The 26,006-nt window shown below is 72.1% G+C and carries 23 protein-coding genes and 4 pseudogenes; 19 read left to right on the top strand and 8 right to left on the bottom strand.

Annotated features, from left to right (window positions below):
- Window positions 1–12: 12 nt before the first annotated feature.
- The 6 genes from katG to QQM39_RS02850 all read left to right on the top strand — a co-directional run bounded on the left by katG (window position 13) and on the right by QQM39_RS02850 (window position 6,171).
- Entirely contained in the window at window positions 13–2,226 is a 2,214-nt protein-coding gene (gene katG, locus QQM39_RS02875) for a catalase/peroxidase HPI (RefSeq protein WP_301995002.1), read from the top strand.
- Window positions 2,227–2,448: 222 nt separating this feature from the next.
- Window positions 2,449–3,555, top strand: a complete 1,107-nt coding sequence (locus QQM39_RS02870) for an NAD(P)/FAD-dependent oxidoreductase (RefSeq protein WP_301995001.1) — start codon at window positions 2,449–2,451, stop codon at window positions 3,553–3,555.
- 178 nt (window positions 3,556–3,733) lie between these two features.
- Window positions 3,734–4,429 carry a hypothetical protein gene (locus QQM39_RS02865; protein WP_301995000.1) on the top strand — a complete coding sequence of 232 codons (696 nt, stop codon included), beginning with the start codon at window positions 3,734–3,736 and terminating at the stop codon, window positions 4,427–4,429.
- Entirely contained in the window at window positions 4,426–4,713 is a 288-nt protein-coding gene (locus tag QQM39_RS02860; RefSeq protein WP_301994999.1) for a BON domain-containing protein, read from the top strand. The genes QQM39_RS02865 and QQM39_RS02860 overlap by 4 nt, the downstream gene beginning before the upstream one ends.
- Entirely contained in the window at window positions 4,710–5,474 is a 765-nt protein-coding gene (locus QQM39_RS02855) for a metallophosphoesterase (RefSeq protein WP_301994998.1), read from the top strand. Before QQM39_RS02860 ends, QQM39_RS02855 begins: the two co-directional genes overlap by 4 nt.
- 169 nt (window positions 5,475–5,643) lie before the next feature.
- Window positions 5,644–6,171: a hypothetical protein gene (locus tag QQM39_RS02850; RefSeq protein ID WP_301994997.1), complete on the top strand. Its 528-nt coding sequence runs from the start codon at window positions 5,644–5,646 to the stop codon at window positions 6,169–6,171.
- Window positions 6,172–6,247: 76 nt separating this feature from the next.
- On the opposite strand, the gene QQM39_RS02845 is transcribed toward QQM39_RS02850, so the two are convergent.
- Window positions 6,248–6,430 (bottom strand): hypothetical protein, encoded by a 183-nt coding sequence (locus QQM39_RS02845; protein WP_302003947.1) that lies wholly within the window; start codon window positions 6,428–6,430, stop codon window positions 6,248–6,250.
- A 338-nt stretch (window positions 6,431–6,768) separates the two neighbouring features.
- Here QQM39_RS02845 and QQM39_RS02840 point away from each other — a divergent pair.
- The 3 genes and pseudogenes from QQM39_RS02840 (at window position 6,769) to QQM39_RS02830 (ending at window position 10,385) form a co-directional block, all read left to right on the top strand.
- Window positions 6,769–8,018: pseudogene (locus QQM39_RS02840) on the top strand (polysaccharide pyruvyl transferase family protein).
- Between the two features lie 75 nt (window positions 8,019–8,093).
- Window positions 8,094–9,545: an FAD-dependent oxidoreductase gene (locus tag QQM39_RS02835; protein WP_301994996.1), complete on the top strand. Its 1,452-nt coding sequence runs from the start codon at window positions 8,094–8,096 to the stop codon at window positions 9,543–9,545.
- Window positions 9,546–9,605: 60 nt separating this feature from the next.
- Window positions 9,606–10,385, top strand: a complete 780-nt coding sequence (locus QQM39_RS02830; RefSeq protein WP_301994995.1) for an SDR family NAD(P)-dependent oxidoreductase — start codon at window positions 9,606–9,608, stop codon at window positions 10,383–10,385.
- Between the two features lie 47 nt (window positions 10,386–10,432).
- Here QQM39_RS02830 and QQM39_RS02825 read toward each other — a convergent pair whose 3' ends face one another.
- Both QQM39_RS02825 and QQM39_RS02820 read right to left on the bottom strand, forming a co-directional pair.
- Complete coding sequence (locus tag QQM39_RS02825) at window positions 10,433–11,008, bottom strand: GNAT family N-acetyltransferase (protein WP_301994994.1); 576 nt, start codon at window positions 11,006–11,008, stop codon at window positions 10,433–10,435.
- Between the two features lie 46 nt (window positions 11,009–11,054).
- Window positions 11,055–11,708, bottom strand: a complete 654-nt coding sequence (locus QQM39_RS02820) for a phosphoribosyltransferase (RefSeq protein WP_302003457.1) — start codon at window positions 11,706–11,708, stop codon at window positions 11,055–11,057.
- Between the two features lie 145 nt (window positions 11,709–11,853).
- Between QQM39_RS02820 and QQM39_RS02815 the strand changes: the two are divergent.
- The 3 genes and pseudogenes from QQM39_RS02815 (at window position 11,854) to QQM39_RS02805 (ending at window position 13,099) form a co-directional block, all read left to right on the top strand.
- Window positions 11,854–12,305, top strand: a pseudogene (locus QQM39_RS02815) (YbhB/YbcL family Raf kinase inhibitor-like protein).
- 47 nt (window positions 12,306–12,352) lie between these two features.
- Window positions 12,353–12,619 carry a hypothetical protein gene (locus QQM39_RS02810; RefSeq protein ID WP_301994993.1) on the top strand — a complete coding sequence of 89 codons (267 nt, stop codon included), beginning with the start codon at window positions 12,353–12,355 and terminating at the stop codon, window positions 12,617–12,619.
- A gap of 147 nt (window positions 12,620–12,766) precedes the next feature.
- The gene (locus QQM39_RS02805) at window positions 12,767–13,099 is read left to right on the top strand and encodes a hypothetical protein (protein ID WP_301994992.1); all 333 of its coding nucleotides are present in this window, start codon (window positions 12,767–12,769) and stop codon (window positions 13,097–13,099) included.
- A gap of 3 nt (window positions 13,100–13,102) precedes the next feature.
- On the opposite strand, the gene QQM39_RS02800 is transcribed toward QQM39_RS02805, so the two are convergent.
- The gene (locus QQM39_RS02800) at window positions 13,103–16,009 is read right to left on the bottom strand and encodes a glycosyl hydrolase 115 family protein (RefSeq protein ID WP_302003456.1); all 2,907 of its coding nucleotides are present in this window, start codon (window positions 16,007–16,009) and stop codon (window positions 13,103–13,105) included.
- Between the two features lie 282 nt (window positions 16,010–16,291).
- Here QQM39_RS02800 and QQM39_RS02795 point away from each other — a divergent pair, with 282 nt between their 5' ends.
- On the top strand, window positions 16,292–16,933 hold the full coding sequence (locus QQM39_RS02795; protein ID WP_301994991.1) for a phosphoribosyltransferase: 642 nt from the start codon (window positions 16,292–16,294) through the stop codon (window positions 16,931–16,933).
- A gap of 21 nt (window positions 16,934–16,954) precedes the next feature.
- Here the strand turns inward: QQM39_RS02795 and QQM39_RS02790 are convergent, their stop codons facing one another.
- Window positions 16,955–18,079, bottom strand: coding sequence for a CapA family protein (locus QQM39_RS02790; RefSeq protein WP_301994990.1), 1,125 nt, complete (start codon window positions 18,077–18,079; stop codon window positions 16,955–16,957).
- A 626-nt stretch (window positions 18,080–18,705) separates the two neighbouring features.
- On the opposite strand from QQM39_RS02790, the gene QQM39_RS02785 reads away from it, so the two are divergent.
- Entirely contained in the window at window positions 18,706–20,118 is a 1,413-nt protein-coding gene (locus QQM39_RS02785; RefSeq protein ID WP_301994989.1) for an RtcB family protein, read from the top strand.
- Between the two features lie 113 nt (window positions 20,119–20,231).
- On the opposite strand, the gene QQM39_RS02780 is transcribed toward QQM39_RS02785, so the two are convergent.
- On the bottom strand, window positions 20,232–20,687 hold the full coding sequence (locus QQM39_RS02780) for an archease (protein ID WP_301994988.1): 456 nt from the start codon (window positions 20,685–20,687) through the stop codon (window positions 20,232–20,234).
- Window positions 20,688–20,832: 145 nt separating this feature from the next.
- On the opposite strand from QQM39_RS02780, the gene QQM39_RS02775 reads away from it, so the two are divergent.
- The 3 genes and pseudogenes from QQM39_RS02775 to QQM39_RS02765 all read left to right on the top strand — a co-directional run bounded on the left by QQM39_RS02775 (window position 20,833) and on the right by QQM39_RS02765 (window position 24,181).
- A complete protein-coding gene (locus tag QQM39_RS02775; RefSeq protein WP_302003455.1) occupies window positions 20,833–21,264 on the top strand; it encodes a TIGR03668 family PPOX class F420-dependent oxidoreductase in 432 nt (143 codons plus the stop codon).
- 169 nt (window positions 21,265–21,433) lie between these two features.
- Window positions 21,434–22,786 (top strand): annotated as a pseudogene (locus QQM39_RS02770) (gluconate:H+ symporter); the annotation flags it as partial.
- Window positions 22,787–22,852: 66 nt separating this feature from the next.
- Complete coding sequence (locus QQM39_RS02765; protein WP_301994986.1) at window positions 22,853–24,181, top strand: enolase C-terminal domain-like protein; 1,329 nt, start codon at window positions 22,853–22,855, stop codon at window positions 24,179–24,181.
- Window positions 24,182–24,211: 30 nt separating this feature from the next.
- Here the strand turns inward: QQM39_RS02765 and QQM39_RS02760 are convergent, their stop codons facing one another.
- Window positions 24,212–24,358, bottom strand: a complete 147-nt coding sequence (locus QQM39_RS02760) for a hypothetical protein (RefSeq protein ID WP_301994985.1) — start codon at window positions 24,356–24,358, stop codon at window positions 24,212–24,214.
- A 12-nt stretch (window positions 24,359–24,370) separates the two neighbouring features.
- Here QQM39_RS02760 and QQM39_RS02755 point away from each other — a divergent pair, with 12 nt between their 5' ends.
- Window positions 24,371–24,838, top strand: coding sequence for an SRPBCC family protein (locus QQM39_RS02755; protein ID WP_301994984.1), 468 nt, complete (start codon window positions 24,371–24,373; stop codon window positions 24,836–24,838).
- 161 nt (window positions 24,839–24,999) lie between these two features.
- On the opposite strand, the gene QQM39_RS02750 is transcribed toward QQM39_RS02755, so the two are convergent.
- Entirely contained in the window at window positions 25,000–25,332 is a 333-nt protein-coding gene (locus QQM39_RS02750; RefSeq protein ID WP_301994983.1) for a hypothetical protein, read from the bottom strand.
- Between QQM39_RS02750 and QQM39_RS02745 the strand changes: the two are divergent.
- Window positions 25,319–25,974, top strand: a pseudogene (locus tag QQM39_RS02745) (pectate lyase). The gene QQM39_RS02750 and the pseudogene QQM39_RS02745 overlap by 14 nt on opposite strands.
- The last annotated feature ends 32 nt before the right edge of the window (window positions 25,975–26,006 follow it).

Raw genomic sequence — 26,006 nt, 5'->3', positions numbered from 1 at the left:
GGAAGGTTTCCCATGGCTGAGAACCCCGATGCGATCGTCACTGACGCGAAGACGGAGGGCACCGGTGGCTGCCCCGTCGCGCACGATCGTGCCCCCCACCCGACGCAGGGCGGTGGCAACCGTCAGTGGTGGCCGGAGCGGCTCAACCTGAAGATCCTCGCCAAGGACCCCGTCGTCGCGAACCCGCTGGGCGAGGACTTCGACTACGCCAAGGCGTTCCAGGCCCTCGACCTGGCGGCCGTGAAACGGGACATCGCCGAGGTGCTGACCACCTCGCAGGACTGGTGGCCCGCCGACTTCGGCAACTACGGCCCGCTGATGGTCCGTATGGCCTGGCACAGCGCCGGCACCTACCGCATCAGTGACGGCCGCGGCGGTGGCGGCCGCGGTCAGCAGCGCTTCGCGCCGCTGAACAGCTGGCCGGACAACGGCAACCTCGACAAGGCCCGCCGTCTGCTGTGGCCGGTCAAGAAGAAGTACGGCCAGTCCATCTCCTGGGCCGACCTCATGATCCTCACGGGCAACGTCGCCCTGGAGGAGATGGGCTTCGAGACCTTCGGCTTCGGCGGCGGCCGCGCCGACGTCTGGGAGGCCGACGAGGACGTGTACTGGGGTCCCGAGACCACCTGGCTCGACGACCAGCGCTACACCGGCGACCGTGAGCTGGAGAACCCGCTCGGCGCCGTCCAGATGGGCCTCATCTACGTCAACCCCGAGGGCCCGAACGGCAACCCGGACGTGCTGGCCGCGGCCCGCGACATCCGTGAGACGTTCCGCCGCATGGCGATGAACGACGAGGAGACCGTCGCGCTGATCGCCGGTGGTCACACCTTCGGCAAGACCCACGGCGCCGGCCCGGCCGACCACGTGGGCAACGACCCCGAGGCCGCCTCCATGGAGGAGCAGGGCCTGGGCTGGAAGTCCACCTTCGGCACCGGCAAGGGCGGCGACGCCATCACCTCCGGTCTCGAGGTCACCTGGACCACCAAGCCCACCCAGTGGAGCAACGACTTCTTCGACATCCTCTTCGGCTACGAGTGGGAGCTGACGGAGTCCCCGGCCGGCGCCAAGCAGTGGGTGGCCAAGGACTCCGAGGAGATCATCCCGGACGCGCACGACGCGTCGAAGAAGCGCCGTCCGACCATGCTCACCACCGACCTCTCGCTGCGCTTCGACCCGATCTACGGTGAGATCTCGAAGCGCTTCCACGAGAACCCGGACCAGTTCGCGGACGCCTTCGCCCGCGCCTGGTACAAGCTGACCCACCGTGACATGGGCCCGAAGTCGCTGTACCTCGGCCCGGAGGTCCCGGCGGAGACGCTGCTGTGGCAGGACCCGCTGCCGCAGGCCGAGGGTGAGGCCCTCGACGCCGCGGACGTCGCGGCCCTCAAGGCCAAGCTCCTGGAGTCGGGCCTGACGGTCTCGCAGCTGGTCTCCACCGCCTGGGCGTCGGCCTCGACGTTCCGCGGCAGTGACAAGCGCGGCGGTGCCAACGGCGCCCGTATCCGCCTGGAGCCGCAGCGCGGCTGGGCGGTCAACGACCCGGACGAGCTCGCCCAGGTCCTGCGCGTCCTCGAGGGCGTCCAGGCCGAGTTCAACTCCGGTGCCAAGAAGGTCTCCCTGGCCGACCTGATCGTCCTCGGTGGTTCCGCCGCGGTCGAGAAGGCCGCCAAGGACGCCGGCGTGGACGTGGAGGTACCCTTCACGCCGGGCCGGGTGGACGCGACCGAGGAGCACACCGACGTCGAGTCCTTCGCCGCGCTGGAGCCGACCGCGGACGGCTTCCGCAACTACCTCGGCAAGGGCAACCGGCTGCCGGCCGAGTACCTCCTGCTCGACCGCGCCAACCTGCTCACCCTGAGCGCCCCCGAGCTGACCGTCCTCGTCGGCGGCCTGCGCGTCCTCGGCGCCAACCAGGGCGGCTCGACGCACGGCGTGTTCACCGAGGCGCCGGGCAAGCTGACCAACGACTTCTTCGTCAACCTGCTCGACCTGGGCACGACGTGGAAGTCGACGTCCGAGGACCAGACGACCTTCGAGGGTCGTGACGCGTCGGGCGAGGTCAAGTGGACCGGCACCCGTGCCGACCTCGTCTTCGGCTCGAACTCCGAGCTGCGCGCGCTCGCGGAGGTCTACGCGAGCGACGACGCGAAGGAGAAGTTCGTGACGGACTTCGTCGAGGCCTGGGTCAAGGTCATGAACCTGGACCGGTTCGACCTCGTCTGATCCATTCCGAACAGGACGTCCAGGCCGGCCCGCACGGGCCGGCCTGGACGTCGTCGTTCGGGCGCCGGCGCCTCACGGGCACACCTTTCACAGAACGCGCACCGAGCTCCATCAATTCTTTAAGTTTCAAACGATAACCTCGCCGACAGGGGAGCGGTCGTCGGTGGCCCACCCGCCGCGCCACTCGCTCCTTCTCCCCCCAACCAACACAGGAGAATCGGCGTGAGTGACGGCGACGTAGTGGTGATCGGCGGCGGCTATGCGGGCGTCCGTCTGGCGAAGCGACTGGACGCGACGGCGCGGGTCACGCTGGTGGACCGCAAGGAAGTCTTCTTCCACCGCATCGCCTCCCTGCGCGCCGGCGTGCGCCCGGACTGGTCGCACAGCCCCTTCATCCCGTACGACCGGCTGCTGCGCAACGGCCGCGTGGCCGTGGGCAAGGCCGTCCGCATCGACACCGCGCAGCGGCACGTGATGCTCGCGACGGGGGAGCGGCTGCCGTACGACGTGCTGGTGATCGCCACCGGCGCCGACTATCCCGAACCGGCCCGCTTCTCCGGCACCACCACCGAGGAGGCGGTGAAGTCCTTCGCCACGCACCAGCAGCACATCGCCTCGGCGGAGCACGTCCTGGTCGTCGGCGGCGGCCCCTCCGGAGTCGAGCTCAGCGCCGAGATACGCCTCGCCCGACCCGACGCCCGGGTGACCCTCGCCCACTCCGGACCGGAGTTGCTGCACGCCACGGGCAGCGCCCGGGCCGGACGCAAGGCGCGCACCTGGCTGGAGTCCCATGACGTGGACGTGCGGCTGGACGCCTTCATGTCCCCCGGCAACGACTTCGGCACCTACCGCGACGCCCGCGGAAACGTCATCGACGCCGACCGCTCCTTCTGGGCGACCGGCACCACGCCCAACACGCTCTGGCTGCGGCTGGCCGGGCACGGGGACTGGCTGAACGAGACGGGACACGTGAAGGTCGACCGGGCGCTGCGCGTCCAGGGGTGGCTGGACGTGTTCGCGGTCGGCGACGTCAACGACGCCACCGAGGTCAAGATCACCCCGGCCGCGCTCGCCCAGGCCGACCTGGCCGCCCACAACATCCGCGCCTATCTGAACAGCGCCGGCAAGCACCGCAAGGAGCCCCGCTTCTACCGGCCGGTCCACCGCACCCCGCTCATCGTGCCGTTCGGCCCGGCCGACGGTGTGACGATGCTGCCCGTGCCGGGCGGCGAAACGGCGGTCCTGGGCGGCCGCACCACGACCCTGGCCAAGGCGAAGACCCTCATGACCCCGTACATGAGACGGCAGCTGGGCTGCACGGCGGCGTGAGCGGACGTGCCGGGCACTGGCCCGGCACTGCTCCGGCACTGTCCCGCACGGAAGGACACAGCGACACGACGGGGCGCCGTATCGAAGCCGCGGTGGCGGGGTACCCGGAGCCTTTCCAGCCCGCCTCGGGCCCCGGCAGGGGTCCGCGCCGGGCAGCCGGACGGCGAACGGAGTCGTCATGACGCGGAACCGGGAGAGCGCGACGCCCCCTCGGCGAGCCGGGGCTCCCCGGCTGCGCCCGGTCAGGGAGAGCCCTGTTCAGCCGGTGTCGCGGGAACCGCACGCGCACAACAACCACGAACCGCCCCATGATCGCAGCCAGGCGATTCTCGAGGCGGCGAAAAGGGTCGGCGCGCTCCTCAAAGGCAGCGGGCACACGTTCGCCCTGGCCGGAAGCGTGGCCGTCTACGCCCACGGCGGCAGCGGTCACCTCCGGCACGACGCCGACTTCTGCGTACGCCGCGCGGACGCCGAAGCGGTGGCGGCCACGCTGACCGAAGCGGGCCTGACGGTCCGTACCCCGCCGGAGGACTGGCTGCTGAAGACCACGTGCTTCGACCAGGAGGTCGACCTCCTCTTCGAGCTCGGGCACCGCCCGGTCACCTCGGACATGCTGGCCCGGGCCCAGGACCTCCCGGTCGACTCGGTGCACATGCCCGTGCTGGCGGCGACGGATCTCATGCGGGCGCTGATCGAGCCCTTCTCGGAGCACCACTGCGACTTCGGGCCGGTGCTCGCCGCGGCCCGCGCCCTGCGCGAGAAGGTCGACTGGGAGGACGTACGACGTTCCTGCGGGGACAGACCGATGCCCGCCGCGTTCTTCTTCCTCCTGGAACGCCTGAACGTCATCGCCCCACGGAAGGAGCCCCGATGAGCGGATACGCCGCCCGGCCCGCTCCCGGCACCGGCGGAGCGCAGAGCCTGGACTACCGCGTGGCCCATCTCGCCGACCACCTCGCCGCCGGGGACCTCGGCGAGCTGGGCGTACGGATCGAGATCCGCGGCGAGGCGGTTCTGCTGACCGGCACCGTGCCGTCCGCGCAGTGTCGGGACGACGTCCTGCGCATGGCCCGGGACGAGCTGCCGGGAACCCCCGTCCACTGCGACATCGTGGTCGCGGACGCCTCCGCGCCCGACCACGCCGAGGAGGTCGAATGATCCGGATAGCGGCCGTCGGGGACATCCACATGGGGCCCGAGAGCAAGGGCCGGCTCCGTCCCTCGTTCGAGACCCTGCCCGACAGCGCCGACGTCCTGCTGCTCGCCGGGGACCTCACCCGCCACGGCACCCCGGAGGAGGCCCGGGTGGTCGCACGTGAGATCGAGGGCCTGGCGGTCCCGGTGGTCGCGGTCCTGGGCAACCACGATCACCACGCCGACTGCGCCGAGGAGGTCGCCGCCGTGCTGCGGGACGCGGGTGCGCGCGTCCTGGAAGGGCAGGCGACCGTGGTGGGCAACGGCGACGCGCGCATCGGCGTGGCCGGTACGAAGGGGTTCGGCGGCGGGTTCGTGGGCCGCTGCGCCGGTGAGTTCGGCGAGCCGATCATGAAGGAGTTCGTCAGGTACTCGCGTCGGCGCGCCGACACCCTGCGGGACTCCCTGCTGGAACTGCGGGAGCAGGACTGCGACGTACGCATCGCCCTCACCCACTTCTCCCCGGTCCCGGACACGCTGGCCGGTGAGGCGCCCGAGATCTACCCGTTCCTCGGCAGCTATCTGCTGGCCGAGGCGATCGACACGGCGGGCGCCGACCTCGCGGTCCACGGGCACGCACACCTGGGCACGGAACACGGCATGACCAGCGGTGGCGTGAAAGTGCGCAACGTGGCGCAGCCGGTCATCGGCCGGGCGTTCCACGTCTACCACCTCGCCGGGCCCGAGCGGACGCCGGTCGGCGCCTCGGGCGGCCGGGCGGGCTGAGCCGGTCGTCGAGCCGGTTGTCGGTGTAACGCTGTGCCGCTGTGTCGCGGTGTGGGCTGTGTGGGCGAGGCCACGCCGCTCACGAGGCGACGGGCATGTTCGCGGCCTGGACCCGCGGGCTACCTTTGATGGATTCCCGTTGCTCGCCAGTACCTCGGACGGCCCTGCAGTGCTCGCAGATCTCTCCCCGCTCATCGCGGCGACCACCCAATGGCTCACGCGTTCCTACCCGGCGTGCGGCGGCGCGCTGGCCGCTGCCCTCGGCGAGGTGCAGGCCCGGCAGGCCGTCACGGTCGCGGCGTGGCTGCGCTACCCGACGCCGACGGACGCCGCGTTGGTCGGGATGGCCGGACCCGGCGGCTCGGCCGGCCTGGACTGGATCACCGGCGCGGACACGGCCGCCCACGACGAGGCGGACGACTTCGCCTGGCGCACCTGGGTGGACGAGGTCGTGGCGAGCTGGGCGGCCTGTCTGCTCAGCGACGCCGAGCTGGCCCGGTTGGCGGTCGCCGCGCTCGCCGACGGCGGTCACGCGAGAGGTGTGCCGGTCGAGTTCCGCCGCCTGGTGTCACCCGACACGCGGGACCGCCAGGCAGCGGCTCTCCTGCGCCACCCCGACCTCGTCGCCCCGGTGGCCGCCCTGCACCGCCCCGCACTCCACGAGCGCCTCGACCCGGGCCGGGCACTCATCGGCTGAGCCTGAGCGCCTTGGGCCTTTGGGTTCAGCTGGTCGGCGTACAGCTTGCGGCGTCGAGTGCCCGCGGCCGCCCGGCTCACTCGCGTCGGTCACGTCCACCGAGGCGTTCGGTGTCCGTGGTCGTCCCGGTGGCGTCGTCACGCTCGCCCTCGGCCTGGGAGGGCGTCGTGTACTCGGGAGTCGGATGGTCGGCCCGAGGGATGTCGGCGTCCTCGCGCTCGCCCTCGGCCTGCGACGGGGTGTGGTGGCTCACGCTCATCGTGTCGTCCCTCCTGCGTACGGGACGGTCGGTCGGCCCTCCTCGGGGCGGGGAGGGATCCGGCACCGTCGAGCGCACGACCGGGTACCCCCTCGCCCCGACGACGACACGGCGCCCTCGACGGGCATCGACGCCGCCTGACGGGTACCCGGCCTCGGACAGCAGGGCTCGGCGGCGGAAGGACGGGCGGTGCGTGAGCGCCCATACTGGCTCTACGGGAACATATGGGCGCATTTGTTCGCCCGTGCCCCGGCAGCCTTCCTGACCGGCGGCCACCGAAATCCCAGGTGAGGTTTCCTCTGCTCGCAGTAACCGCCGACTTCGAACGGGAGTTCCGGATGACGATCAACCAGCACCCGTCGCCTGCCCCGGGCGTCCCGTCGGATCTGCGGATCGGCCTGCTCGGCTCGTACGGCGGGTGCAACATCGGCGACGAAGCGATTCTGATGTGTGTACTGAGCTGCCTGCGCGCCCACCGGCCGCAGGCCCGGCTCGTCGTCTTCAGCCGCAACGCCGACCACACCCGCAGCCACCAGTGGGAGGCCGACGAGGTGGTCGACTGGGAGGGCGTCCCTCAAAAGCCCGTCCTCGACGCCCTCGCCGGACTGGATCTGCTGGTGCTGGGCGGGGGCGGGATCCTCTACGACGGGGAGGCGCGGCGCTATCTGCGGCTGGTGAAGGCGGCGCACGAGCGCGGCGTACCCACCTTCGCGTACGCGGTCGGCGCGGGCCCGCTGCGCGATGCGGACGACCGGGAGGCGGTGCGCACCGTGCTGCCGGAGATGACCGAGATCGTCGTACGCGACGAGGAGTCACGCCTCGTCCTGGAGGAGGTCGGCGTCGAGCGCGAGCTCACCGTCACCGCCGACCCGGCGTTGCTGCTCACGCCGCAGCCCTTCACCGAGCAGATGATGCGGCAGGAGGGGCTCCCCCGGACGCCCGGCTGGTCGGGATGTCCGTGCGCGAGCCCGGCCGGGCGGCGGAGAAGCTCGACGAGGACGACTATCACGCGCTGCTCGCCGACGTCGCGGACTTCCTCGCCCGGCGCCTGGACGCCCACGTGGTCTTCGTGCCGATGGAACGCCAGGACGTCCGGCACGCCCACGGCGTGCTGTCCCGGATGAGCGCCCCGGACCTGGGCCGCATCCTGCACAACACCTACAGTCCCGGCGAGGTCCTCGGCTTCATGAGCCACCTGGACCTGGTCGTGGGCATGCGGCTGCACGTCGTGATCTTCGCGGCGCTCTCCGGCCTGCCCGTGCTGCCGCTGCCGTACTCCGGCAAGGTCTTCGACTTCGCCCGTCGTACGGGGGCGCCCGCGCTGGTCGGTGTGGCGCGGGAGCAGGCCGGACTGCTGCTCGCCGAGGTGGACCGGCTGTGGGACGAGTTCCCGCGGCGGCAGGAGGACATGAAGGCCCGGGTGCAGGGGCTGCGGACGCTGGCCCGGGAGACCTGTGCCCGCTGCGGAGCCCTCCTGGACTCCATCGACCTCGACGGCGGCAGGCGCGCCGCGGGGCGGGCGGAGGGGGCCGACCTGATCCTCACCCCGGGCACGCCGACGGCCGACCCGAGCGGCCCCGGGGCGTGATGCCGGCCAGTGCCGCGGGCCGGCGGCCGTAACGGAACGCGCCGTCCGCAACCGACCCAGTCGACGGGAGAAGCGATGCCGATCCTGGAACCATCCCGCCCCGTCCGGACCGTCACCCTGCCACCGCGGGAGGCCCGCCACGGCGGCCGGCCGGACGTCCTGGTCGTCGGCGGCGGCCCGGCCGGCACCGCGGCGGCCTATGCGGCGGCCGACGCCGGCGCCGACGTCGTCCTCGTGGAGCGCTACGGCTTCCTCGGCGGCAACGCCACCGTGGCCCTGGTCATGCCGCTGATGTCCTTCCACAACGAGCAGAAGCAGGCCGTGTTCGACGAGAGCGGGGACCACAGCAGGCTGCTGCCCACCGACCACGGGGAGGGCGACCCGGTGGTGGCCGGCTTCCTGTGGCTCCTGCTGGACCGGCTCGTCGCACGCGGCGGCTGCATCCCGCCGTCCCCCGCGACCGGTTACACCGTGCCGTTCGACCCGGAGATCTACAAACTCGTCCTCCTCGACCTGCTCGACGAGGCGGGCGTGCGCATGCTGTTCCACTCCTTCGCCTCCACCGCGCTGCCCCTCGACGACGGCTGGCGGGTGGTGTTCGAGACCAAGTCCGGCCCGGTGGTGATCGACGCGGGAGTCGTCGTCGACGGCACGGGGGACGGCGACATCGCCGCCGCCTGCGGGGCGCCGTACGAGATCGGGCGGCCGGAGGACGGGCTGGTTCAGCCGATGACGCTGATGTTCCGCGTCGTCGACTTCCTGCAGCCGCGCTTCTCCGAGTACGTCGGCGAGCATCCCGACCAGTGGCGGGGCGTGCACGGGCTGTGGGACCTGGTCCAGGAGGCCACCGAGGCGGGCGAACTGCGCCTGCCCCGCGAGGACATGCTGTTCTTCGGCACCCCGCACCCCCGCGAGGTCAGCGTCAACAGCACCCGGGTCACCCGGGCGCTCGGCACCGACGTGTGGGACCTCAGCCGCGCCGAGTACGTCGCGCGCCGCCAGATGGAACAGATCGACCGCTTCCTGCGCGGGCACGTGCCCGGCTTCAAGAAGTCGTACGTGGCGCAGAGCGGGGTCCAGATCGGCGTACGGGAGACCCGCCGCATCCTCGGCGACTACCACCTGACCGGCCATGACATCCTCGCGGCGCGCGCCTTCCCCGACGCCGTGGCGCACGGCGCCTACCCCGTCGACATCCACAACCCCAGGGGCAGCGGCACGGTCCTCAAGCGGGTGCCGCGCGGACGGTTCTACGACATTCCCCTGCGCTGTCTGCTGCCCAAGGACACCGACCGTCTGCTGGTCGCCGGGCGCTGTATCTCCGGCTCGCACGTGGCGCACTCGTCCTACCGCGTCATGCCCATCTCCATGGCGACCGGCCAGGCGGCCGGGGTCTGCGCCGCCCTGTCCGTGCGGCTCGGCCGCAGTCCCCGCGACGTGCCCTACCACCTCGTCCAGCGCGCGCTGCGGCGCCAGGGCGCCCACCTGAGCCTGGACCCCCGGGAACCCGTGTCCCAACGCGGCTGACATACCCGGCACTTGACGCCCGAGCGCGGACGCGGGGAGCGCGCCGCCTAGGGTGCGGGCATGACCTCGCAGCCCTACCTCTCCGAACTCTTCTCGCTGGACGGCCGGGTCGCCGTGGTGACCGGCGGCAGTTCCGGCATCGGCCGCGCCATCGCCGAGGCCCTCGCACGCGCCGGAGCGAGCATCGTCGTACTGGCTCGCAGAGAGACGGAGTTGATCGCGACCGTCGGCGAACTGGCGGCCCACGGCTGCCGGGCGGCCTGGGTGAGCGCCGACCTGAGCACGCGCGACGGCGTGCGCGCGGCGGCCGAGGAGGCGGTCGGGGCGTTCGGCGAGCCCGACATCCTCGTCAACTGCGCCGGGATCAACCTGCGGCCTCCGCTGGGCGAGTTGGGTGAGGACGTGTGGGACACCACGATGGCCGTGAACCTGGAGGCGCCCCATCTGCTGGGGCAGCGGTTCGGGCCCGGCATGGCCGAACGGGGCTTCGGGCGGATCATCCACATCACCTCCCAGCAGGCACACCGGGCGTTCGTCCAGAGCGGCGCCTACGGCGTCTCCAAGGGGGCGCTGGAGTCGCTGGCCCGTTCCCAGGCCGAGGCATGGTCGCCGTACGGCGTCACCTGCAACACGCTCGTGCCGGGGTTCGTGATGACGCCCCTCAACGCACGCCTCTCGTCCGACCCCGAGAAGGTGGCGGCACTCGCCGCGCGCACGATGGTCGGACGCAACGGCTTGGCCGAGGACTTCGCCGGCGCGGCGGTGTTCCTCGCGAGCCGTGCCTCCGCGTACGTCACCGGGCAGGCGATCTTCGTCGACGGCGGGTTCTCCGTGCACTGAGCCCGGCACGGGCCGATCCGTCGGCCCCGCAGCTCCGCAGCTCTCCGTCAGCCCCGCAGGTCGAGCCGCATCAGGATGCGGGGGTGACCGGCCAGGACCGAGGCCGTGTCGGCCGCGTGGACGAACCCGGCGCGCTCGAAGTTCTTCCGGAGCCCCGCGTACGCCATCGTCAGGTCGACCTTGGCGTCACCGCTGTCGAGCGGGTACGCCTCGATCACCGGGGCTCCCCGGTCGCGGGCGAAGTCGACCGCGCCGGCGATGAGGGCGTGGGTGATCCCCTGCTTGCGGTGGCCGGGGCGGACGCGGATGCACCACAGCGACCAGACCGGCAGGTCGTCGACGTGCGGGATCTTGCGGTTACGCGCGAAGGACGTCGCCGAGCGCGGCGCCACGGCGGCCCAGCCCACCGGCTCGTCCCCGTCGTAGGCCAGCACCCCCAGGGGAGGGTCGGCCCGGCACAGCTCGGCGACGTACTCACCACGCGCCGGCCCGCGCAGCTCGTTGTTCAGCTTCGACGGGATCCGGTAGCTCAGGCACCAACACACGTTTGCCTGGGGCGACTTCGGACCCAGCACCGCACGGACGTCCTCGAAGACCGAAGCCGGGCGAACCTCGATGGCCATGGCACCACCCTGTCACGCGGCCGGGCGCACGCGCACGGCTTGGTCGTCACGCCGGGGCGTGGAACGCGTGCAGCGTGTCCGCGACCTGCGTGTCGGAGACCTGGCCGAAGTCCTCGTACCACTCACCGACCGCGTGCAGGGACGGCGGCTGCACCAGGCACACCAGGTCGTCGCACTCGCTGCGCACGGCGGCCGTCGTCCGGGGGCTGCCGACGGGGACCGCCAGGATCAGCCGGGCCGGACCGTGGCGGCGCAGGAAGCGCAGCGCCGCCCTGGCCGTCAGGCCGGTGGCCAGGCCGTCGTCGACGAGGACGACCGTGCGGCCGTGCACGGACGGGACCGGGCGGCGGCCGCGGTACACGTACTCGCGGCGATGCAGCTCGCCCCGTCCGCTCGCGACGACATCGCCGAGCCGGTCCTCGGACAGATGCATCATCGCCAGGCTCTGCCGGTCGTACAGCGGCGGATCGTCGGCGACGATCGCGCCGATGACCGTCTCCGGACGGATCGGGGTGCAGATCTCGCGGGCGACCAGCACGTCCAGCGGAGCGTGCAGGGCCCGCGCCACCTCCGCGGCGACGGGCACGCCGCCGTTCGGCAGGGCCAGCACGAGCAGATTGATCAGGTCGCCGGAGTCGGCCCACTCGACCAGCCGCAGGGCGAGTTCCCGTCCGGCGTGGGTACGGTCCCGAAATGCCACGGCGCTCATCCCCTCGCGGTCGGCGCAGTCCGCCGAGTTCCCGGCGTGGGACGCGGCGAAACGGGGCCGGCCGACACCGCCCCGGGGCCCGCAGATGGGTCCGGCATCACGTGTCGCCTGCGCCCGGATGGGTACTGCGGCGCGCATGACCGACATCGAACTCACGAGCTCGGCGTTCGAGGATCACGCGATGATCCCGCGTCGTCACGCCCTGGAGGGACAGAACGTCTCTCCCCCTTGACCTGGTCCGGAGTGCCCGACGAGGCGGCGGAGCTGGCCCTGCTGTGCGAGGATCCGGACGCGCCGTCGGGGACCTTCGTCCACTGGCTGGTCACCGGCATCGATCCGCACACGGACGGGTTGCCGGCGGGCTCGACGACCCCGGGCAGCCACCCGCACAGGAACGGCTTCGGAGAATCGGGGTGGGGCGGTCCGCTGCCCCCGGTCGGCGACGACGCTCACCGGTACTACTTCCGCCTCTACGCCCTCCCGGGCCCCGTCTCCGTCCCGGAGGCGGCCACGTCCGACGAAGCACACCAGGTGCTCGACCGGCAGCAGCTGGCCAGCGGAACACTCGTGGGCCTGTACCAACGCTGACGGTACGCCGGGCTGCGCACGCGCCGCGCAGAGCGCATGGTGGTGGCATGAGCACGCGTCCCCCAGTGGTGGTGCAGCCGCCCGCGTCGGACGGCGGGCGTCAGGTGACGATCCGCGGTGAGCCGACCGGCATCGCGTACAGCCTGTTCGACGTGCTGGACCTGCTGCACCGCGCGGGCCTGCCCGGCGAGGACCGGGCCGTCGACGACCCCGAGCTGATCGAGTGGCGGGGCGGCGGACCGTACGACTGGAACGACACGGAAACGCCCGACGCACCCGACGCACCCGACACGCCCGATACGCCGAACGGGTGAACGCGGCCGCCCCCCTCGTGCAGCCCGGACACCACCCTCGTACAGCGCAGAGGCCACCCTCGGATGTCCGAGGTTCCCGGCGGAGCGCCGCTGACCTTGACTGGCAGCGGCAAGTCCGAACGGAACCACGACATCACGGGGACCCACATGAACCGCAGGAAGAGCACCTTCGCAGCCGGCCTGGCCACCACCGTCTCGGCCCTGGCCCTCACCCTCGGCGGCATGGCCGCCCCCGCACAGGCCGCGGGGACCGTCGACTGTGACGGCTGGGTGCACAACAACAACCCGGACCACGGCATCGCGGGCTGCCAGAACAACACCGACCGCACCGTCACCTTCCGCGCCAAGGTCGTCTGCGGCTGGGCACCGGACGTCTCCGGCCAGTGGGTGACGCTGGCGCCGGGGCAGTACAGCGAGTCCTCGGGCGTCTGCGCGGTCTACAGCTCGGGTGTCGGCAGTGTGGGCTGGACCATCCAGTAGCGGCTACCGGCCCGGTGCCCGATCCGGGTCGGGACGGAACACCGGGTGGTAGCTCTCCGGCGGCGCCAGATAGCTGACGGGCAGCCCGCCGGTGTCGATGACGATCTGGTCGACGGCGATGCCCGGGTCGACCATGAAGATCCGCAGGATGTGCTCACCGGGCTCGTCCACGGTCACCGTGGCGGTCAGCTTCTCGACGCCGTCCTCCACGTTGCGGGCCCAGGCGTCACCCCGGTTGCCGGTGGCGACGGCCTGGCCCGCGAGAACGGTGGCGGGCCGGTCGTCGAGGGCGACGGCCAGCCGGCGGTGGCCGCGCTCGTCGAGGGACGGCAGCCGGAAGACGGTGACCGGGAAGGTGCCGGCCCCGCCGAAGCGCACCCGGTACCTCAACTCCGGCGCCCTGGTGGCGAAGTCGGCGGTGACGGGGGTCGCCGTCGACGGCACCGCCTCCAAGGCGCCCGCACGGCGGCCCAGCCCGCGCACCGCACGCCAGCGCGCCCCGCCGCGCGCCACCCGCTGGTCGGCGTGCAAGGCGTCGATCGAGACGTACCCGTGGGCCTCCACGAACCCCCGGGCCCGCCGGCGCGCCCGCTCACCGTCGTTGACCACCCGCAACGGCACCTCGACCCGCTGCCCCGCCCCGCTGACGGCGACCGTGGCGTCGTACGTGCCCTCAGGCATCCGCGCCCAGTCGAGCTCCACCCACACCCGGGTCTGGTCGGTCAGAGAGCCGCCCGCCGAGCTCAGCAGCACCCAGGGACGGCTCGCCTCGGCCGACCAGTCGAGCGGCAGGAAGCCGGTGTTGAAGACGTCGAGGAAGCGCCGGTCCCGGGTGTAGGAGGAGAAGGACAGCGGGCGCTCCGCGCCGGTCTCGTTGCCCTCGGCCGCCACCCCCAGCCCCAAGGTCTCCTGCCGGGCGACCCGGGTGACGGCCGGGCGGCCGGGCGCCTTCGGAATCTGGGAGGGGTACGGGTTGACGATCCCGTCCCACTTCCCGCCCGCCACCTCGGTGTTGTACCGCTTGGTCAGCGCCGCCTCCTCGGCATGGGCCGCCTCGGCCAGGTCCGCGAAACGGTTGGTCCCGGCCCCGCGTCCCTGCCGGACGGCGAGCGCGTTGCGGTCCGCCCAGTAGTACTTCAGGTTCATCAAGTACGCGCCGTGCACCGGGTATTCGACCAGTTCGAAGAAGGCGTCCCGGTACTGCTCGGGCACCTTGGCCCCCACCGCCCGCACCCGTGCGAGCAGCCGCTCGTACGCGGCCATACGGCGGCCCGCCTCGTCGCCGTGGTGGATCACGGAGAACACCCCGCGGTCGATGAACTCCGGGCGCCGCTCCGCCGCGAGCCGGTAGTACTCGCTGCGGACGGCGGCGATCTCCCGCCCGTACCGGTGGCCGAACTGCCGCCCGGCCCACTCGGCCAGGAAGTCCTCGACGTCGTCGGCCTCCCACCGGTCCACGTCCCAGGCCATGTCCATGGAGAAGGACAGGCCGGTCTCGATCGACTTGACGTCACCGACGTTGAAGATCCACATCCGGTCGACGCCGTGCTCGTACACCCGCCGCAACTCCTGCCAGACCTTGGCGAGTTGGGTGGTGTCCAGCCACAGATAGCTCTTCGGGCGGCCCCAGTAGGAGAGGTGGTAGTAGATGCCGTTGCCGCCGGACCGGCCCCGCTCGGCATCGTTCGGCAGCTGGCGCATGTTGCCGTGGTTGTCGTCCGGCCAGATCAGCGTGACGTCGTCGGGGACCCGGACGCCCGCGTTGTACAGCTCCAGGACCTCCTTGTACGGGATGAAGATCTGCGGCTCGACGGCCGCGCCGACCTCCTCGGCCAGGATGCTGCGCTGGTCGGCGATGATGTCGTTCATCACCGCGACCTTCTCGGGAATGGTCGTGGCGTACTTGGTCTCCAGCGCGCTGTCGTGCAGACCGCGCATGCCGATCGTCCAGCTGCTCTCGTACACGGCGTTCTGCCTCGCCCGGGCTCTCCAGTAGGCGGAGATGACGCCGGGGTTCACCGTGTAGTCGTACACCGGCAGGGTGCCGTCCGCGCCCCGGTGCTCCTCGGCCCACGGTGCCCATTCGTGCACGCCGTTGCGCAGCAGGGCCTCGGGGTGGCTGGAGCCGACGACGATGCCGTAGCGGTCGGCGAGTTCGGGGTTCTCGCGGTGCTTGTTGAAGAAGTCGGAGTACGGATGCATCGCCGGCCACAGGTAGTTGGCCTTGAGGCGGAGCAGCAGCTCGAAGACGCGCTTGTAGGTCTCGGGGCCGATGTTCTTGTCCGGCTCCTGGGTGCGGTGCGACCAAGTGGTCAGGTTCTGCTCGTCGTTGATGAAGATGCCCCGGTAGCGGACGGAGGGCTCGTACCGCTTGAGCGGGCCCGCGGGCACCGTCACCGTGTCACGGCGGGGCACGGGGACGTCGGCCCACCAGTACCAGGGGGAGACCCCGATGCGCTCCGAGGTGTCGTAGATGCCGTAGACCGTGCCGCGCCGGTCGCTGCCCGCGATCACCAGGGCGCGCTCCACTCCGGGCAGCGGACGCTCCACCACCTGCGTGACCGACGCCTCCCAGCGTCCCTTGACCCGCGAGACGTCCAGGCGGCCCTGTGCCACGAGCCGGTCGACGACCGGGCTGGCGCCGAGGGTGCCCACCACAACCAGGCCCGCGGCGCCCGTCTCCGGGAGCGTGTGACCGAGCTTGGGCCGGACTCCGCCGACCCGTTCGACGTCCGCCTGGAGATCACCGGCCGCGCGGATCACCGCGGGGTCGTCCGCCGCGTCGACGTACAGCTCGACGGCGGCGCCGCCTTGCACCAGCGGGAAGTCGGGCCGGTGCGACGCGGCCCGGGCGGGGGCGGCCGTGGCGAGGACGCCGGGCAGCAGCGGGGCCGCTCCGGCAGCGGCCAGTCCCCGCAGGAACGCCTTGCGGGACGGCTGGGACCGGCGGGACGGGCGGGGCGGTTCGGGGTGCGGCACGTGACGCTTCCTTTCCGTGCATGACGGAGCAGACGTGGCTGAAGGCCGTAAACCGGGTTGGCATGATCAGGCTAGAAAGCGCTTGCCCTCGGGAACCCTAGGCCAGCCCTGTCCGAGCGGTCCAGACCCCTGCGGCGCCGGAAGTCGGCCGAGGCCTGCGGTGTGTCCGGCGCCAGAGGGCGGGTACGCGGCGACGGACGGAAGGGGAAACCCATGCAGTTCCGTGACCGCAAGGAGGCCGGGCAGGAGCTGGCGGAGCAGCTGCGCTTCCGGCAGGAGAAGGGCATCCTCGCGCATCCCGTGGTCCTCGCACTGCCGCGCGGCGGCGTCGCGGTCGCCCGGGAGATCGCCCGGGTCCTTCAGGCCCCGCTGGACGTGCTCGTCGTCCGCAAGATCGGGGCCCCGCACCACGAGGAGTTCGGGGTCGGCGCGCTCGCGGGCGACGGCCCTCCGCTCTTCGACGAGCAGACGCTCTACCGGCTGGGACTGAGCGAGGCCGACCTGGCGCCGGTGGTGGAACGGGAGCGCAAGGAGCTGCGGCGGCGCGAGGAGCGCTATCGGCAGGGCCGGCCGGCTCCCCGGCTGCGGGACCGTACCGCCATAGTCGTCGACGACGGCGTCGCCACCGGCTCGACCGCACGCGTCGCCCTGCGCGCCGTACGCCACCAGGAGCCCGAGCGCCTGGTCCTGGCCGTGCCGGTCTGCCCACCGGAGGCGGCCGAGGAACTGCGCCGGCTGGTCGACGACTTCGTCTGCCTGCACCAGCCGAGGCTGTTCAGCGCGGTCGGCGAGTGGTACCAGGACTTCGGCCAGCTGACCGACGCCGATGTGCTGGAGGCGTTGCGCGGCGAGTGAGGCTCGGCTGGAGAGGGCGGATCAGGGGGTGGCTCGGGCGGCGGGCCTCGTCAGGGTGAGCGCGCCGTCCGCACCGACGGCGAGAGGGGCGCCGTGGCTGATGCGGTCGAGGGTGGTGTGCAGCCAGGTGCGGTCCTCGGGCGGGGCGGGCTCCAGGCGCATACGGCGGGCGATCAGAGGCACCATGCGTAGCTCGGTGAGTTCGCCCGTGTCCGCCGCCACCGTCACCAGGTGGGCGATGCGCAGGTCGTCGCGGTACTGCTCGTAGCCGGGGATGCCCTCGTAGTCGTCGACGAAGTCGCCGCAGCCGTGCAGGATCAGCCGGTCCCGGTAGACCTCGACCGGCCGGGGGTGGTGCGAGGAGTGGCCGTGGACGACATCGGCGCCGCCGTCGACCAGGGCGTGCGCGAAGCGGCGCTGCTCGCGGGGGACGAGGTAGCCCCAGTTGGAGCCCCAGTGCACGGATACGACGACGATGTCGCCGGCCCGCTTCACCTGCCGTATGTGCCGCACCGCGGCGGCGGCCGTGGCGGGCGAGAGCTCGCGCAGGTAGGCGACGCCGGGCAGGTCCGCCGTCGCGGCCCAGTGCGCGGGGATGCCGCTGTCGCCGGCACCGAGGGCGAACACGAGCACGCGGCCGCCGTGGGGGAGCGGGAGCGCCACGGGCGCATACGCCTCCTCGGCGCTCCGTCCCGCGCCCGCCGTCCGCAGCCCTGCCCCGTGCAGCACGTCGAGCGTCTCCTCCAGGCCCGCGCGGCCGAAGTCCCGCACATGGTTGTTGGCCAGGACGCAGACATCGGGCCGGGCCACCGTGAGCGCGGGCAGGTTGGCCGGATGCATGCGGTAGTGAACCGCCTTGCCGGGCTCGAACGCGTCGCTGCGCGTGACGGACGTCTCCAGATTGACGATCCGCACGTCCGGGGCGCTCGCCTCCAGCAGCCGCAGCGCCTCGCCCCACGGCCAGGACGGGTCGACCGGCGCCGGGATCGGGCCGTTGACCGCCTCCGCCATGCTCACGTAGGACCGGGCGTCCGTGACGTACCCCTCCCGCAGCACCGGGTCGCCGGGCCGGGCCAGGATCTGGTCGACACCGCGTCCGAGCATCACGTCGCCACAGACGAACAGCGTCACCGTGCCGCCGCTCATGTCTCAACGGTACGAGGTCGGGGGCGGGGTCGGGATTGCGGTGGTGGTGTCGGTGGCGGCGTCGGGTGCGAGGGCGGGGCGGGCGCCGAGGGCCCTGCGGCTGGGGGCGCTCGGCGGTGCCGAGCACGTCGTGCAGGTCGTGGATCTCGGCGCGGGGTGTTGCGGGTGGTGCGCGGCGAGGGTGCCTCGGGCGCGAGGGCGCTGTGCGGGCCGTCGGCCGTCGGCCATCGCGCAGCCAGTCGTCCGGCCCGGCGTGGGCATGGTCGCGGAGATCCTCCAGCGTTTCCTCTCCTGCGTCGCCAGGGTGCCGGGGGCGGGCGTCTCGCCGGACCTTCCGGGCTGCCGACCGGCCGCGTGGGGCCCGTCGGTCGCCGAACGCGTGGGACCCGCAGGTCCCCGGACGCCTGTACCCGCAGGCCCCCGGACCCGTGGGACCCGCACGTCCCCGGCCCCATGGACCCGCACCTCCCCGCCGCCTGGACCCGCACGTCACCGCCTCCCCCACCCCCGGCACGCACCCCCGATCTCCCCAGCGCGCCCGCCGCGATAGGGAGCCCCCCACGGGGGTACCCCGCACCTGCGATGCCGGGCGCGGGAGACCGCCGAGCGAAGTGCGGGAGGCTGCCATGGAACTGATCCAGGAAGCTCCCCACCGCTTCCGCATCGACCCGCACGGCCCCATGCGGGTGCCGGGCGTGGTGTTCGCGTCCCGGAAACTGCTGAACGACGCCAAGAAGTCACTGGAGCAGGTGGTCAACGTGGCCACGCTGCCGGGCATCGTCCGCGCGTCGTACGCCATGCCCGACATCCACTGGGGCTACGGCTTCCCCATCGGCGGCGTCGCGGCGACCGACGTGGCCGAAGGCGGGGTCGTCTCGCCCGGCGGGGTCGGCTTCGACATCTCCTGCGGCGTACGGCTGCTCGCCGCCGACACCGACCAGAAGGGGCTCGGGTCCGCGCTGCCCGAGGTGATGGACGGCCTGGACCGCGCCATCCCGCGCGGCGCCGGGCCCGGCGGGGTGTGGCACCTGACCGGCCCCGGCCAACTGGAGCGAATCCTGCGGGGCGGCTCCCGGTACGCCGTGGGGGAGGGGCACGGCGAGGGTCGCGACCTGACGCGCTGCGAGGACGGCGGGGCGGTCGCCGACGCCGACGTGGACCAGGTGAGCGCGCGGGCGCGAGAGCGCGGGCTCGGGCAGGTCGGGAGCCTCGGTTCCGCCAACCACTTCCTCGAGGTGCAGCGCGTCGACGAGGTGTACGACGAGACGGCCGCCGCCGCGTTCGGGATCGCCGTCGGCCAGGTGTGCGTGATGATCCACTGCGGCTCCCGGGGCCTCGGCCACCAGATCTGCACCGATCACGTCCGGCTGATGGACCGCGCGATGACCCGCTACGGCATCAAGGTCCCCGACCGTCAACTGGCCTGCACGCCGGTCGAGTCGCCGGAGGGGCAGAGGTACCTCGGCGCGATGGCCGCAGCCGCCAACTACGGCCGCGCCAACCGCCAGTTGCTGTCCGACGCGGCTCGCGAGGTCTTCCGCCACGCCGCGGGCATCCGGCTGTCCCTGGTGTACGACGTCTCCCACAACCTCGCCAAGATCGAGTCCCACCCGGTGGCCGGAACACGCCGCACTCTCTGTGTTCACCGCAAGGGCGCCACCCGCGCCTTCCCGCCCGGCCATCCGGACCTGCCGGACGACCTGCGCGAGGTCGGCCAGCCGGTGCTGATCCCGGGCACGATGGGCACCGCCTCGTACGTCCTGGTCGGCGTGACAGGCGGAGACGCGTTCTCCTCCACCTGCCACGGCGCAGGCCGCGTCCTCAGCCGCCACCAGGCCGCCCGCGCGGTGGGCGGCCGTGAACTGCGGGCCCGGCTGGAGTCGGCCGGCATAGCGGTACGCCCGCGGTCGCTGCGCGGCCTCGCGGAGGAGACGCCCGAGGCGTACAAGGACGTGAGCGAGGTGGTGGCCGCGAGCGAAGGGGCACGGCTGTGCCGGACGGTGGCTCGACTGGTGCCGCTGGGGGTGGTGAAGGGTTGAGGGCGAAGGGTGCGGCGGGCCGTCGTACGGGGCCGTATGGCCTTGCGGCTGCTGCGGACCCGCAAGCATCACACGTCCCCAGCCACCAGCCTCACACGTCCACAGCCACGGCCTCACACGTCCACAGTCACCGCGCACGACCACCCGTAGGGGTCCGGCCCGATACGCAGCCCGTGCCAGGAGATGCCCTTCGGGGTGGCTCCGGTGACCTCCACGTCCGTCAGTTCGACGAGCGCGAGGCGCACGTCGAGGTCGCCGTCCGTGGTGTCGGCCTCCAGGTCGACGGGCACGCGGCCGTCCACGTCGAGGCGGAAGACGACCTCGTCGAGGAGCGCCGTCAGCAGGCCCTCGTCGCTGTCCTCTTCGAACCGTACCCGCTCCACCGAGGTGGGCCGTACCGCCGTGACGTCCGCGAAGCACTCCACCATGCCCAGCGCGGCCTCGACCAGACAGCGCTCCCGGCTCACGGCCCACGCCTCGACGCGGATGTCGGCCGTGTGCGGCACCGCCCGGTGGCCGCCGGCACCGTGCCGCCGGGTCTGGATGTCGTCGTCGGTGTCGCCGACCATGTGCACTCACCTCTGATCCGCTCGGCAGGCCAGGCCCAGGAGGTCGTCTCCCGCGAGGGGGCCGTACGTCGATCCGTACGCCGATAGGGGTACCCGCGTGGGGGCACCCGTACCGCTGAGGCCGAAGGAGCGGACAGTGCAGGACATGGAGGAGGACGAGGCGCGCCGCCGGTTCGCCGCTGCCCGGGTCGCGCGACTGGCGACGGTCGACCCGCTGGGGCGCCCGCACCTGGTGCCCGTGGTGTTCGCCCGGCGCGGCGAAAGGATCGTCACCGCCGTCGACCGCAAGCCGAAGCGCTCCGAGCGGCTCGGGCGGCTGCGCGACATCGCCGCGCACCCGGCGGTCAGCCTGCTCGTGGACGAGTACGACGAGGACTGGGACCGCCTGTGGTGGGTCCGGGCCGACGGCGACGCCCGGACCCTGCTGCCCGACGCGTCCGACGAGAGGACACGCGACGAGTACGCCGTCGCCGTCGGCCTGTTGCGGCGGAAGTACCCCCAGTACCGGCAACGGCCCCCGGCGGGCCCGGCGGTCGTGATCACCGTTGTCCGCTGGAGCGGCTGGCAGGCCTCGTAGGTCGGCGCGAGCGCCCGCCCTTGTGGACCGGCGCGTGTGCGGGCCCGCGAATCCGGCGCCGCAGACCCATTGACCGCTGGCCAGCCACGAACATAATCTCCGTCCTCATATGTAGACGACGTCTTTATATGAGGACCCCGTTCGTCGGGGTGAACGCGGCCGACGTTCAAAGGAGAACCGCAACATGCCGCTCGTGGTGGTCGGGATCAGTGTTCTGGTCCTGCTCGTGCTGATGACCAAGCTCAGGCTGAACGGTTTCGCCGCCCTGCTCCTGGTGGCCGTGGGCGTCGGCCTGGTGCAGGGGATCGGGCCGGAGAAGATCCCGGACGTCCTCGCCGAGGGCATCGGCGACCAGATCGGCGACACCATGCTCACCATTGGGCTCGGTGCCATGGTCGGCCGGGTGATGGGGGACTCCGGAGCCGCCCAGCGGATAGCCGGCCGGCTCCTCGACCTGTGCGGGCCGCGCTGGGTGCAGGTGGCCATGGTGCTGACGGCCATGCTCATCGGCGTGACGATGTTCTACGAGGTGGCCTTCGTGATCATCGTGCCGATCGCCTTCACCCTCGTCCGGGTCACCCGCTCGAACCTGCTGTGGGTGGGGCTGCCCATGTCGATCGCCCTGTCCACCATGCACAGCTTCCTGCCGCCCCACCCCGGCCCCACCGCGGTGGCCGCCACCTTCCAGGCCTCCGTCGGACTCACCCTGTTCTACGGCCTGTTCATCGCCGTCCCGGCCGGCGCGCTCGTCGCCCTGCTGTGGCCGCGCCTGCCCTTCGTCCGGGCGATGAACCCCGCCATCCCCAAGGGCCTGGTGAGCGAGCGGGTCTTCGACGACGACGAGCTGCCCGGCCTGGGCTGGTCGCTGTCCATCGCCCTGCTGCCCGTCGTCCTCATCGCCGGGGCCGCCGTGACCGACCTGGCCGCCTCCGGGGACAGCGGCGTCCTGCACTTCGTCGCGTTCATCGGCTCCGCGCCGATCGCCCTGCTGCTGACCCTGCTCGTCGCCGTCTGGGCGCTCGGCCCGCGCATCGGCCGCAGCCTCGCCGAGGTCAGCGCCTCGTGCAAGGAGGCCGCCCAGGCGATGGCGATGATCCTGCTCGTCATCGGCGCGGGCGGTGCTTTCAAGAACGTCCTCGTCGAGGGCGGGATATCCGACTACATCAAGGACGCCACCGACGGCTGGCCCATCTCCCCGATCCTCCTCGCCTGGCTGATCGCCGCCATCCTCCGCGTGGCCCTCGGCTCCGCGACCGTCGCCGTCGTCACCGCCTCCGGCGTGGCGCTGCCCCTGCTCGCGGGCAGCGGCGTCCACCCCGAGGTGATGGTCCTCGCCGTGTCCTGCGGCTCGATCGCTTTCTCCCATGTCAACGACCCGGGATTCTGGATGTTCAAGGAGTACTTCAACCTGTCCGTCCTGGACGCGATCAAGGCGCGCACGACGTACACGACCGTGCTGGCGATCCTCGGTCTGGGTGGCGTACTGGTGCTGGAACAAGTCCTGGACGCCCTGAACATCTGACCCTCTCCGCCCCTCCTCACCCCTCCCCACCCCGTCGTCACTCACGAGAAGGGCACCGGCCCCGCAATGAGCCAACCCGTCGTCACGAAGTTCGCCGTCCATCCGGTCGCCGGCCACGACTCCATGCTCCTCAACCTCTCCGGCGCGCACGCCCCGTACTTCACCCGCAACGTCGTCGTCATCGAGGACTCCGAAGGACGCACGGGCCTCGGTGAGGTGCCCGGCGGGGAGAAGATCACCCGGACCCTGCGCGACGCCGAATCCCTCGTCGTCGGCGCGCGCGTGGGCGACTACAAGCGCGTCCTGCGCGCGATCGAGGCGACCTTCGCCGATCGTGACGCGGGCGGCCGCGGCGCCCAGACCTTCGACCTGCGGACGACGGTGCACGCGGTCACCGCCGTCGAGTCGGCGCTCCTCGACCTGCTGGGGCAGCACCTGGAGGTCCCGGTCGCCGCCCTGCTGGGCGACGGCAAGCAGCGCGACGCCGTACGGGTCCTCGGCTACCTCTTCTACGTCGGCGACCCGGACCGGACCGACCTGGACTACGTCCGCGATCCCGACGCGAACGTCGAGTGGTACCGCGTCCGGCACGAGGAGGCCCTGACCCCGGAGGCGATCGTCCGGCAGGCCGAGGCCACCTACGACCACTACGGCTTCCGTGACTTCAAGCTCAAGGGCGGCGTCCTGCCGGGCGCGGAGGAGGTCAAGGCCGTCACCGCCCTCAAGGAGCGCTTCCCCGAGGCACGGATCACCCTCGACCCCAACGGCGCCTGGTCCCTGCGCGAGGCCGTCGAACTGTGCCGGCCCCTCGTCGGCACGCTCGCCTACGCCGAGGATCCCTGCGGGGCGGAGGGCGGCTACTCGGGCCGCGAGATCCTCGCGGAGTTCCGCCGGGCCACCGGGCTGCCCACGGCGACCAACATGATCGCCACCGACTGGCGACAACTGGCCCACGCCCTGGCCCTGCAGTCGGTCTCCATCCCGCTCGCCGACCCGCACTTCTGGACCATGCAGGGCTCGGTGCGCGTCGCCCAGCTGTGCAACGCCATGGGGCTGACCTGGGGATGCCACTCCAACAACCACTTCGACATCTCCCTGGCGATGATGGCGCACTGCGGAGCGGCCGCCCCCGGCGAGTACAACGCCCTGGACACACACTGGATCTGGCAGGAGGGACGGGAACGGCTCACCGTCGAGCCGCCCAGGATCACCGGCGGCGAGGTCGCCGTGCCGGACACGCCCGGACTGGGCGTCCGGCTGGACAGGGACCGGCTCCTGGCGGCGCGGCAACTGTACGAGGAGAAGGCGCTGTCGGGCCGGGACGACGCCGTCGGGATGCGGTACCTGATCGACGGCTGGACCTTCGACGCGAAGCGGCCCTGTCTGGTGCGCTGAGTCCCAGGGTGGGTGTCAGAGGGGCGGGCGTCAGAGGGCGAAGACGCGGCGGGCGTTGCCGTGCAGGAACAGCTCCCGCGTCTCCTCGTCCAGGAGTGGGAGTCCCCCTGAGGCGGGCGTGGGCCGGGCCTGCGTGGTGTCCGGGTCCGTCCGGCTGCCGTTCCGTACCCCCGCCACTATCGTGAGGCCATGTACGCGACGCGGGTCTCCCGGCACGTCAACGCCTCACGCGCGGCCGTGTACCGGGCTCTGCTGGACGGGCAGGCAGTCGCCGACTGGCGGGTGCCGGACGGTATGACCGGGCATGTGCACGAGTTCGACGGCCGGGAAGGCGGGGCGTTCCGCGTGTCCCTCACGTACGACCTGCCGACCGGCACGGGCAAGTCGGACGCGCACACCGACACCTATCACGGCCGCTTCGTGAAAATCGTGCCGGACGAACAGGTCGTCGAGGAGGTCGAGTTCGAGACCGACGACCCCGCGCTGCGCGGCACGATGAGGATGACCACCACCCTCACCGACGCGGACGGCGGCGGCACGGACGTCCTCGTCGTCCACGAGGGAGTCCCCGACGCCGTGCCGCCGAAGGACAACGAGACGGGCATGCGCATGTCGCTCGCGAACCTGGCCCGGCTCGTGGAGGCCGAACCGCGGTGACCTCGTCGGAAAACTGACCGGCAACCTCTGCGCGCCCGGTGGCGACTGACCGGTCGAGGGGCCTCCTGGCCACCCCGAACGACGAACGAGAGCCACCACATGAGCACGAGAGCAACGACCCGAGGATCGCACCGCAAGAGACCGGGCAACAGCCACCGCCGTCACCTGCTGATCGGAGCCGCCACGACGGCCGTCGTAGCCGTGGCCGTCACCGCCGGTGTACTTCTGGCCTCGTTCACCTCCGGGCCCGGCGAGGACGACAGGGCCGACGGCACGAGCCGGACACCAGCCGTGCTGAGCGCCTCGCCGTCGTCGCCCACGAAATCCGCTTCGGCGTCCCCGTCACCCTCGAAGGCCTCACCCTCACCGTCCCCCTCCGCCTCCCCGCGCAAGAGCCCCCAACCCTCGCCGTCCGCCACCCCGGCACGGTCGACCGGCACTCGCCTCGCCGTCTGGCCCGCCCCCACCGCCGACAAGCCGGTGACCACCACCATCGAGGTCTCCGGCAGCTACGACGGCGGCCTCAAGCGCTTCCACGGCTCCGGAGCCCTCGGCAGCGATGGCCAGGACGAGGACCAGGGACCGCTCTTCGAACTCGCCGACGGAGCCATTCTGCAGAACGTGATCCTGGGCTCCCCGGCCGCCGACGGCGTGCACTGCCTGGGCAGCTGCACCCTGCGGAACGTGTGGTGGCAGGACGTGGGCGAGGACGCGGCGACCTTCAAGGGCACGTCGGCGTCGGCGACGTACCTCGTGATCGGCGGCGGCGCGCGCAAGGCGGACGACAAGGTCTTCCAGCACAACGGCGCCGGAACCCTGACCATCGAGAACTTCCAGGTCGAGGACTTCGGCAAGCTGTACCGCTCGTGCGGCAACTGCGACACGCAGTACCCACGGCATGTCGTCATCAGGAACGTGAAGGCGACCGGCCCGGCAACGCCATCGCCGGAATCAACACCAACTACGGCGACACGGCGACCCTTTCGGGCCTGCGGATCGTCGGCGACGGCGGCCGGGACATCACCGTCTGCGCCCGCTTCCAGGGCAACGACTCCGGTGCCGAGCCCAGCGGGGCCGGCAGCGGCCCGGACGGCACGCACTGCCGGTACAGCTCGTCGGACATCACCTATACGTGATCTTTGCCTGGGGTTCGCCGACCGTACGAAAG

The organism is Streptomyces sp. DT2A-34 (assembly GCF_030499515.1).
Taxonomy (GTDB): Bacteria; Actinomycetota; Actinomycetes; order Streptomycetales; family Streptomycetaceae; genus Streptomyces.
This window is presented reverse-complemented; position numbering and strand designations above follow the sequence as displayed.

Coding starts and splice junctions, on each gene's coding strand:
- QQM39_RS02790 (WP_301994990.1), bottom strand. CDS start 18,079: ATGAGCGGCGGCACGGTGACGCTGTTCGTCTGTGGCGACGTGATGCTC.
- QQM39_RS02780 (WP_301994988.1), bottom strand. CDS start 20,687: ATGGTCGGCGACACCGACGACGACATCCAGACCCGGCGGCACGGTGCC.
- QQM39_RS02765 (WP_301994986.1), top strand. CDS start 22,853: ATGAGCCAACCCGTCGTCACGAAGTTCGCCGTCCATCCGGTCGCCGGC.
- QQM39_RS02785 (WP_301994989.1), top strand. CDS start 18,706: ATGGAACTGATCCAGGAAGCTCCCCACCGCTTCCGCATCGACCCGCAC.
- QQM39_RS02865 (WP_301995000.1), top strand. CDS start 3,734: ATGACGCGGAACCGGGAGAGCGCGACGCCCCCTCGGCGAGCCGGGGCT.
- QQM39_RS02855 (WP_301994998.1), top strand. CDS start 4,710: ATGATCCGGATAGCGGCCGTCGGGGACATCCACATGGGGCCCGAGAGC.
- katG (WP_301995002.1), top strand. CDS start 13: ATGGCTGAGAACCCCGATGCGATCGTCACTGACGCGAAGACGGAGGGC.
- QQM39_RS02830 (WP_301994995.1), top strand. CDS start 9,606: ATGACCTCGCAGCCCTACCTCTCCGAACTCTTCTCGCTGGACGGCCGG.
- QQM39_RS02775 (WP_302003455.1), top strand. CDS start 20,833: ATGGAGGAGGACGAGGCGCGCCGCCGGTTCGCCGCTGCCCGGGTCGCG.
- QQM39_RS02825 (WP_301994994.1), bottom strand. CDS start 11,008: ATGGCCATCGAGGTTCGCCCGGCTTCGGTCTTCGAGGACGTCCGTGCG.
- QQM39_RS02810 (WP_301994993.1), top strand. CDS start 12,353: ATGAGCACGCGTCCCCCAGTGGTGGTGCAGCCGCCCGCGTCGGACGGC.
- QQM39_RS02750 (WP_301994983.1), bottom strand. CDS start 25,332: ATGGTGGTGGTCACCGGCTTGTCGGCGGTGGGGGCGGGCCAGACGGCG.
- QQM39_RS02845 (WP_302003947.1), bottom strand. CDS start 6,430: ATGAGCGTGAGCCACCACACCCCGTCGCAGGCCGAGGGCGAGCGCGAG.
- QQM39_RS02755 (WP_301994984.1), top strand. CDS start 24,371: ATGTACGCGACGCGGGTCTCCCGGCACGTCAACGCCTCACGCGCGGCC.
- QQM39_RS02795 (WP_301994991.1), top strand. CDS start 16,292: ATGCAGTTCCGTGACCGCAAGGAGGCCGGGCAGGAGCTGGCGGAGCAG.
- QQM39_RS02860 (WP_301994999.1), top strand. CDS start 4,426: ATGAGCGGATACGCCGCCCGGCCCGCTCCCGGCACCGGCGGAGCGCAG.
- QQM39_RS02805 (WP_301994992.1), top strand. CDS start 12,767: ATGAACCGCAGGAAGAGCACCTTCGCAGCCGGCCTGGCCACCACCGTC.
- QQM39_RS02835 (WP_301994996.1), top strand. CDS start 8,094: ATGCCGATCCTGGAACCATCCCGCCCCGTCCGGACCGTCACCCTGCCA.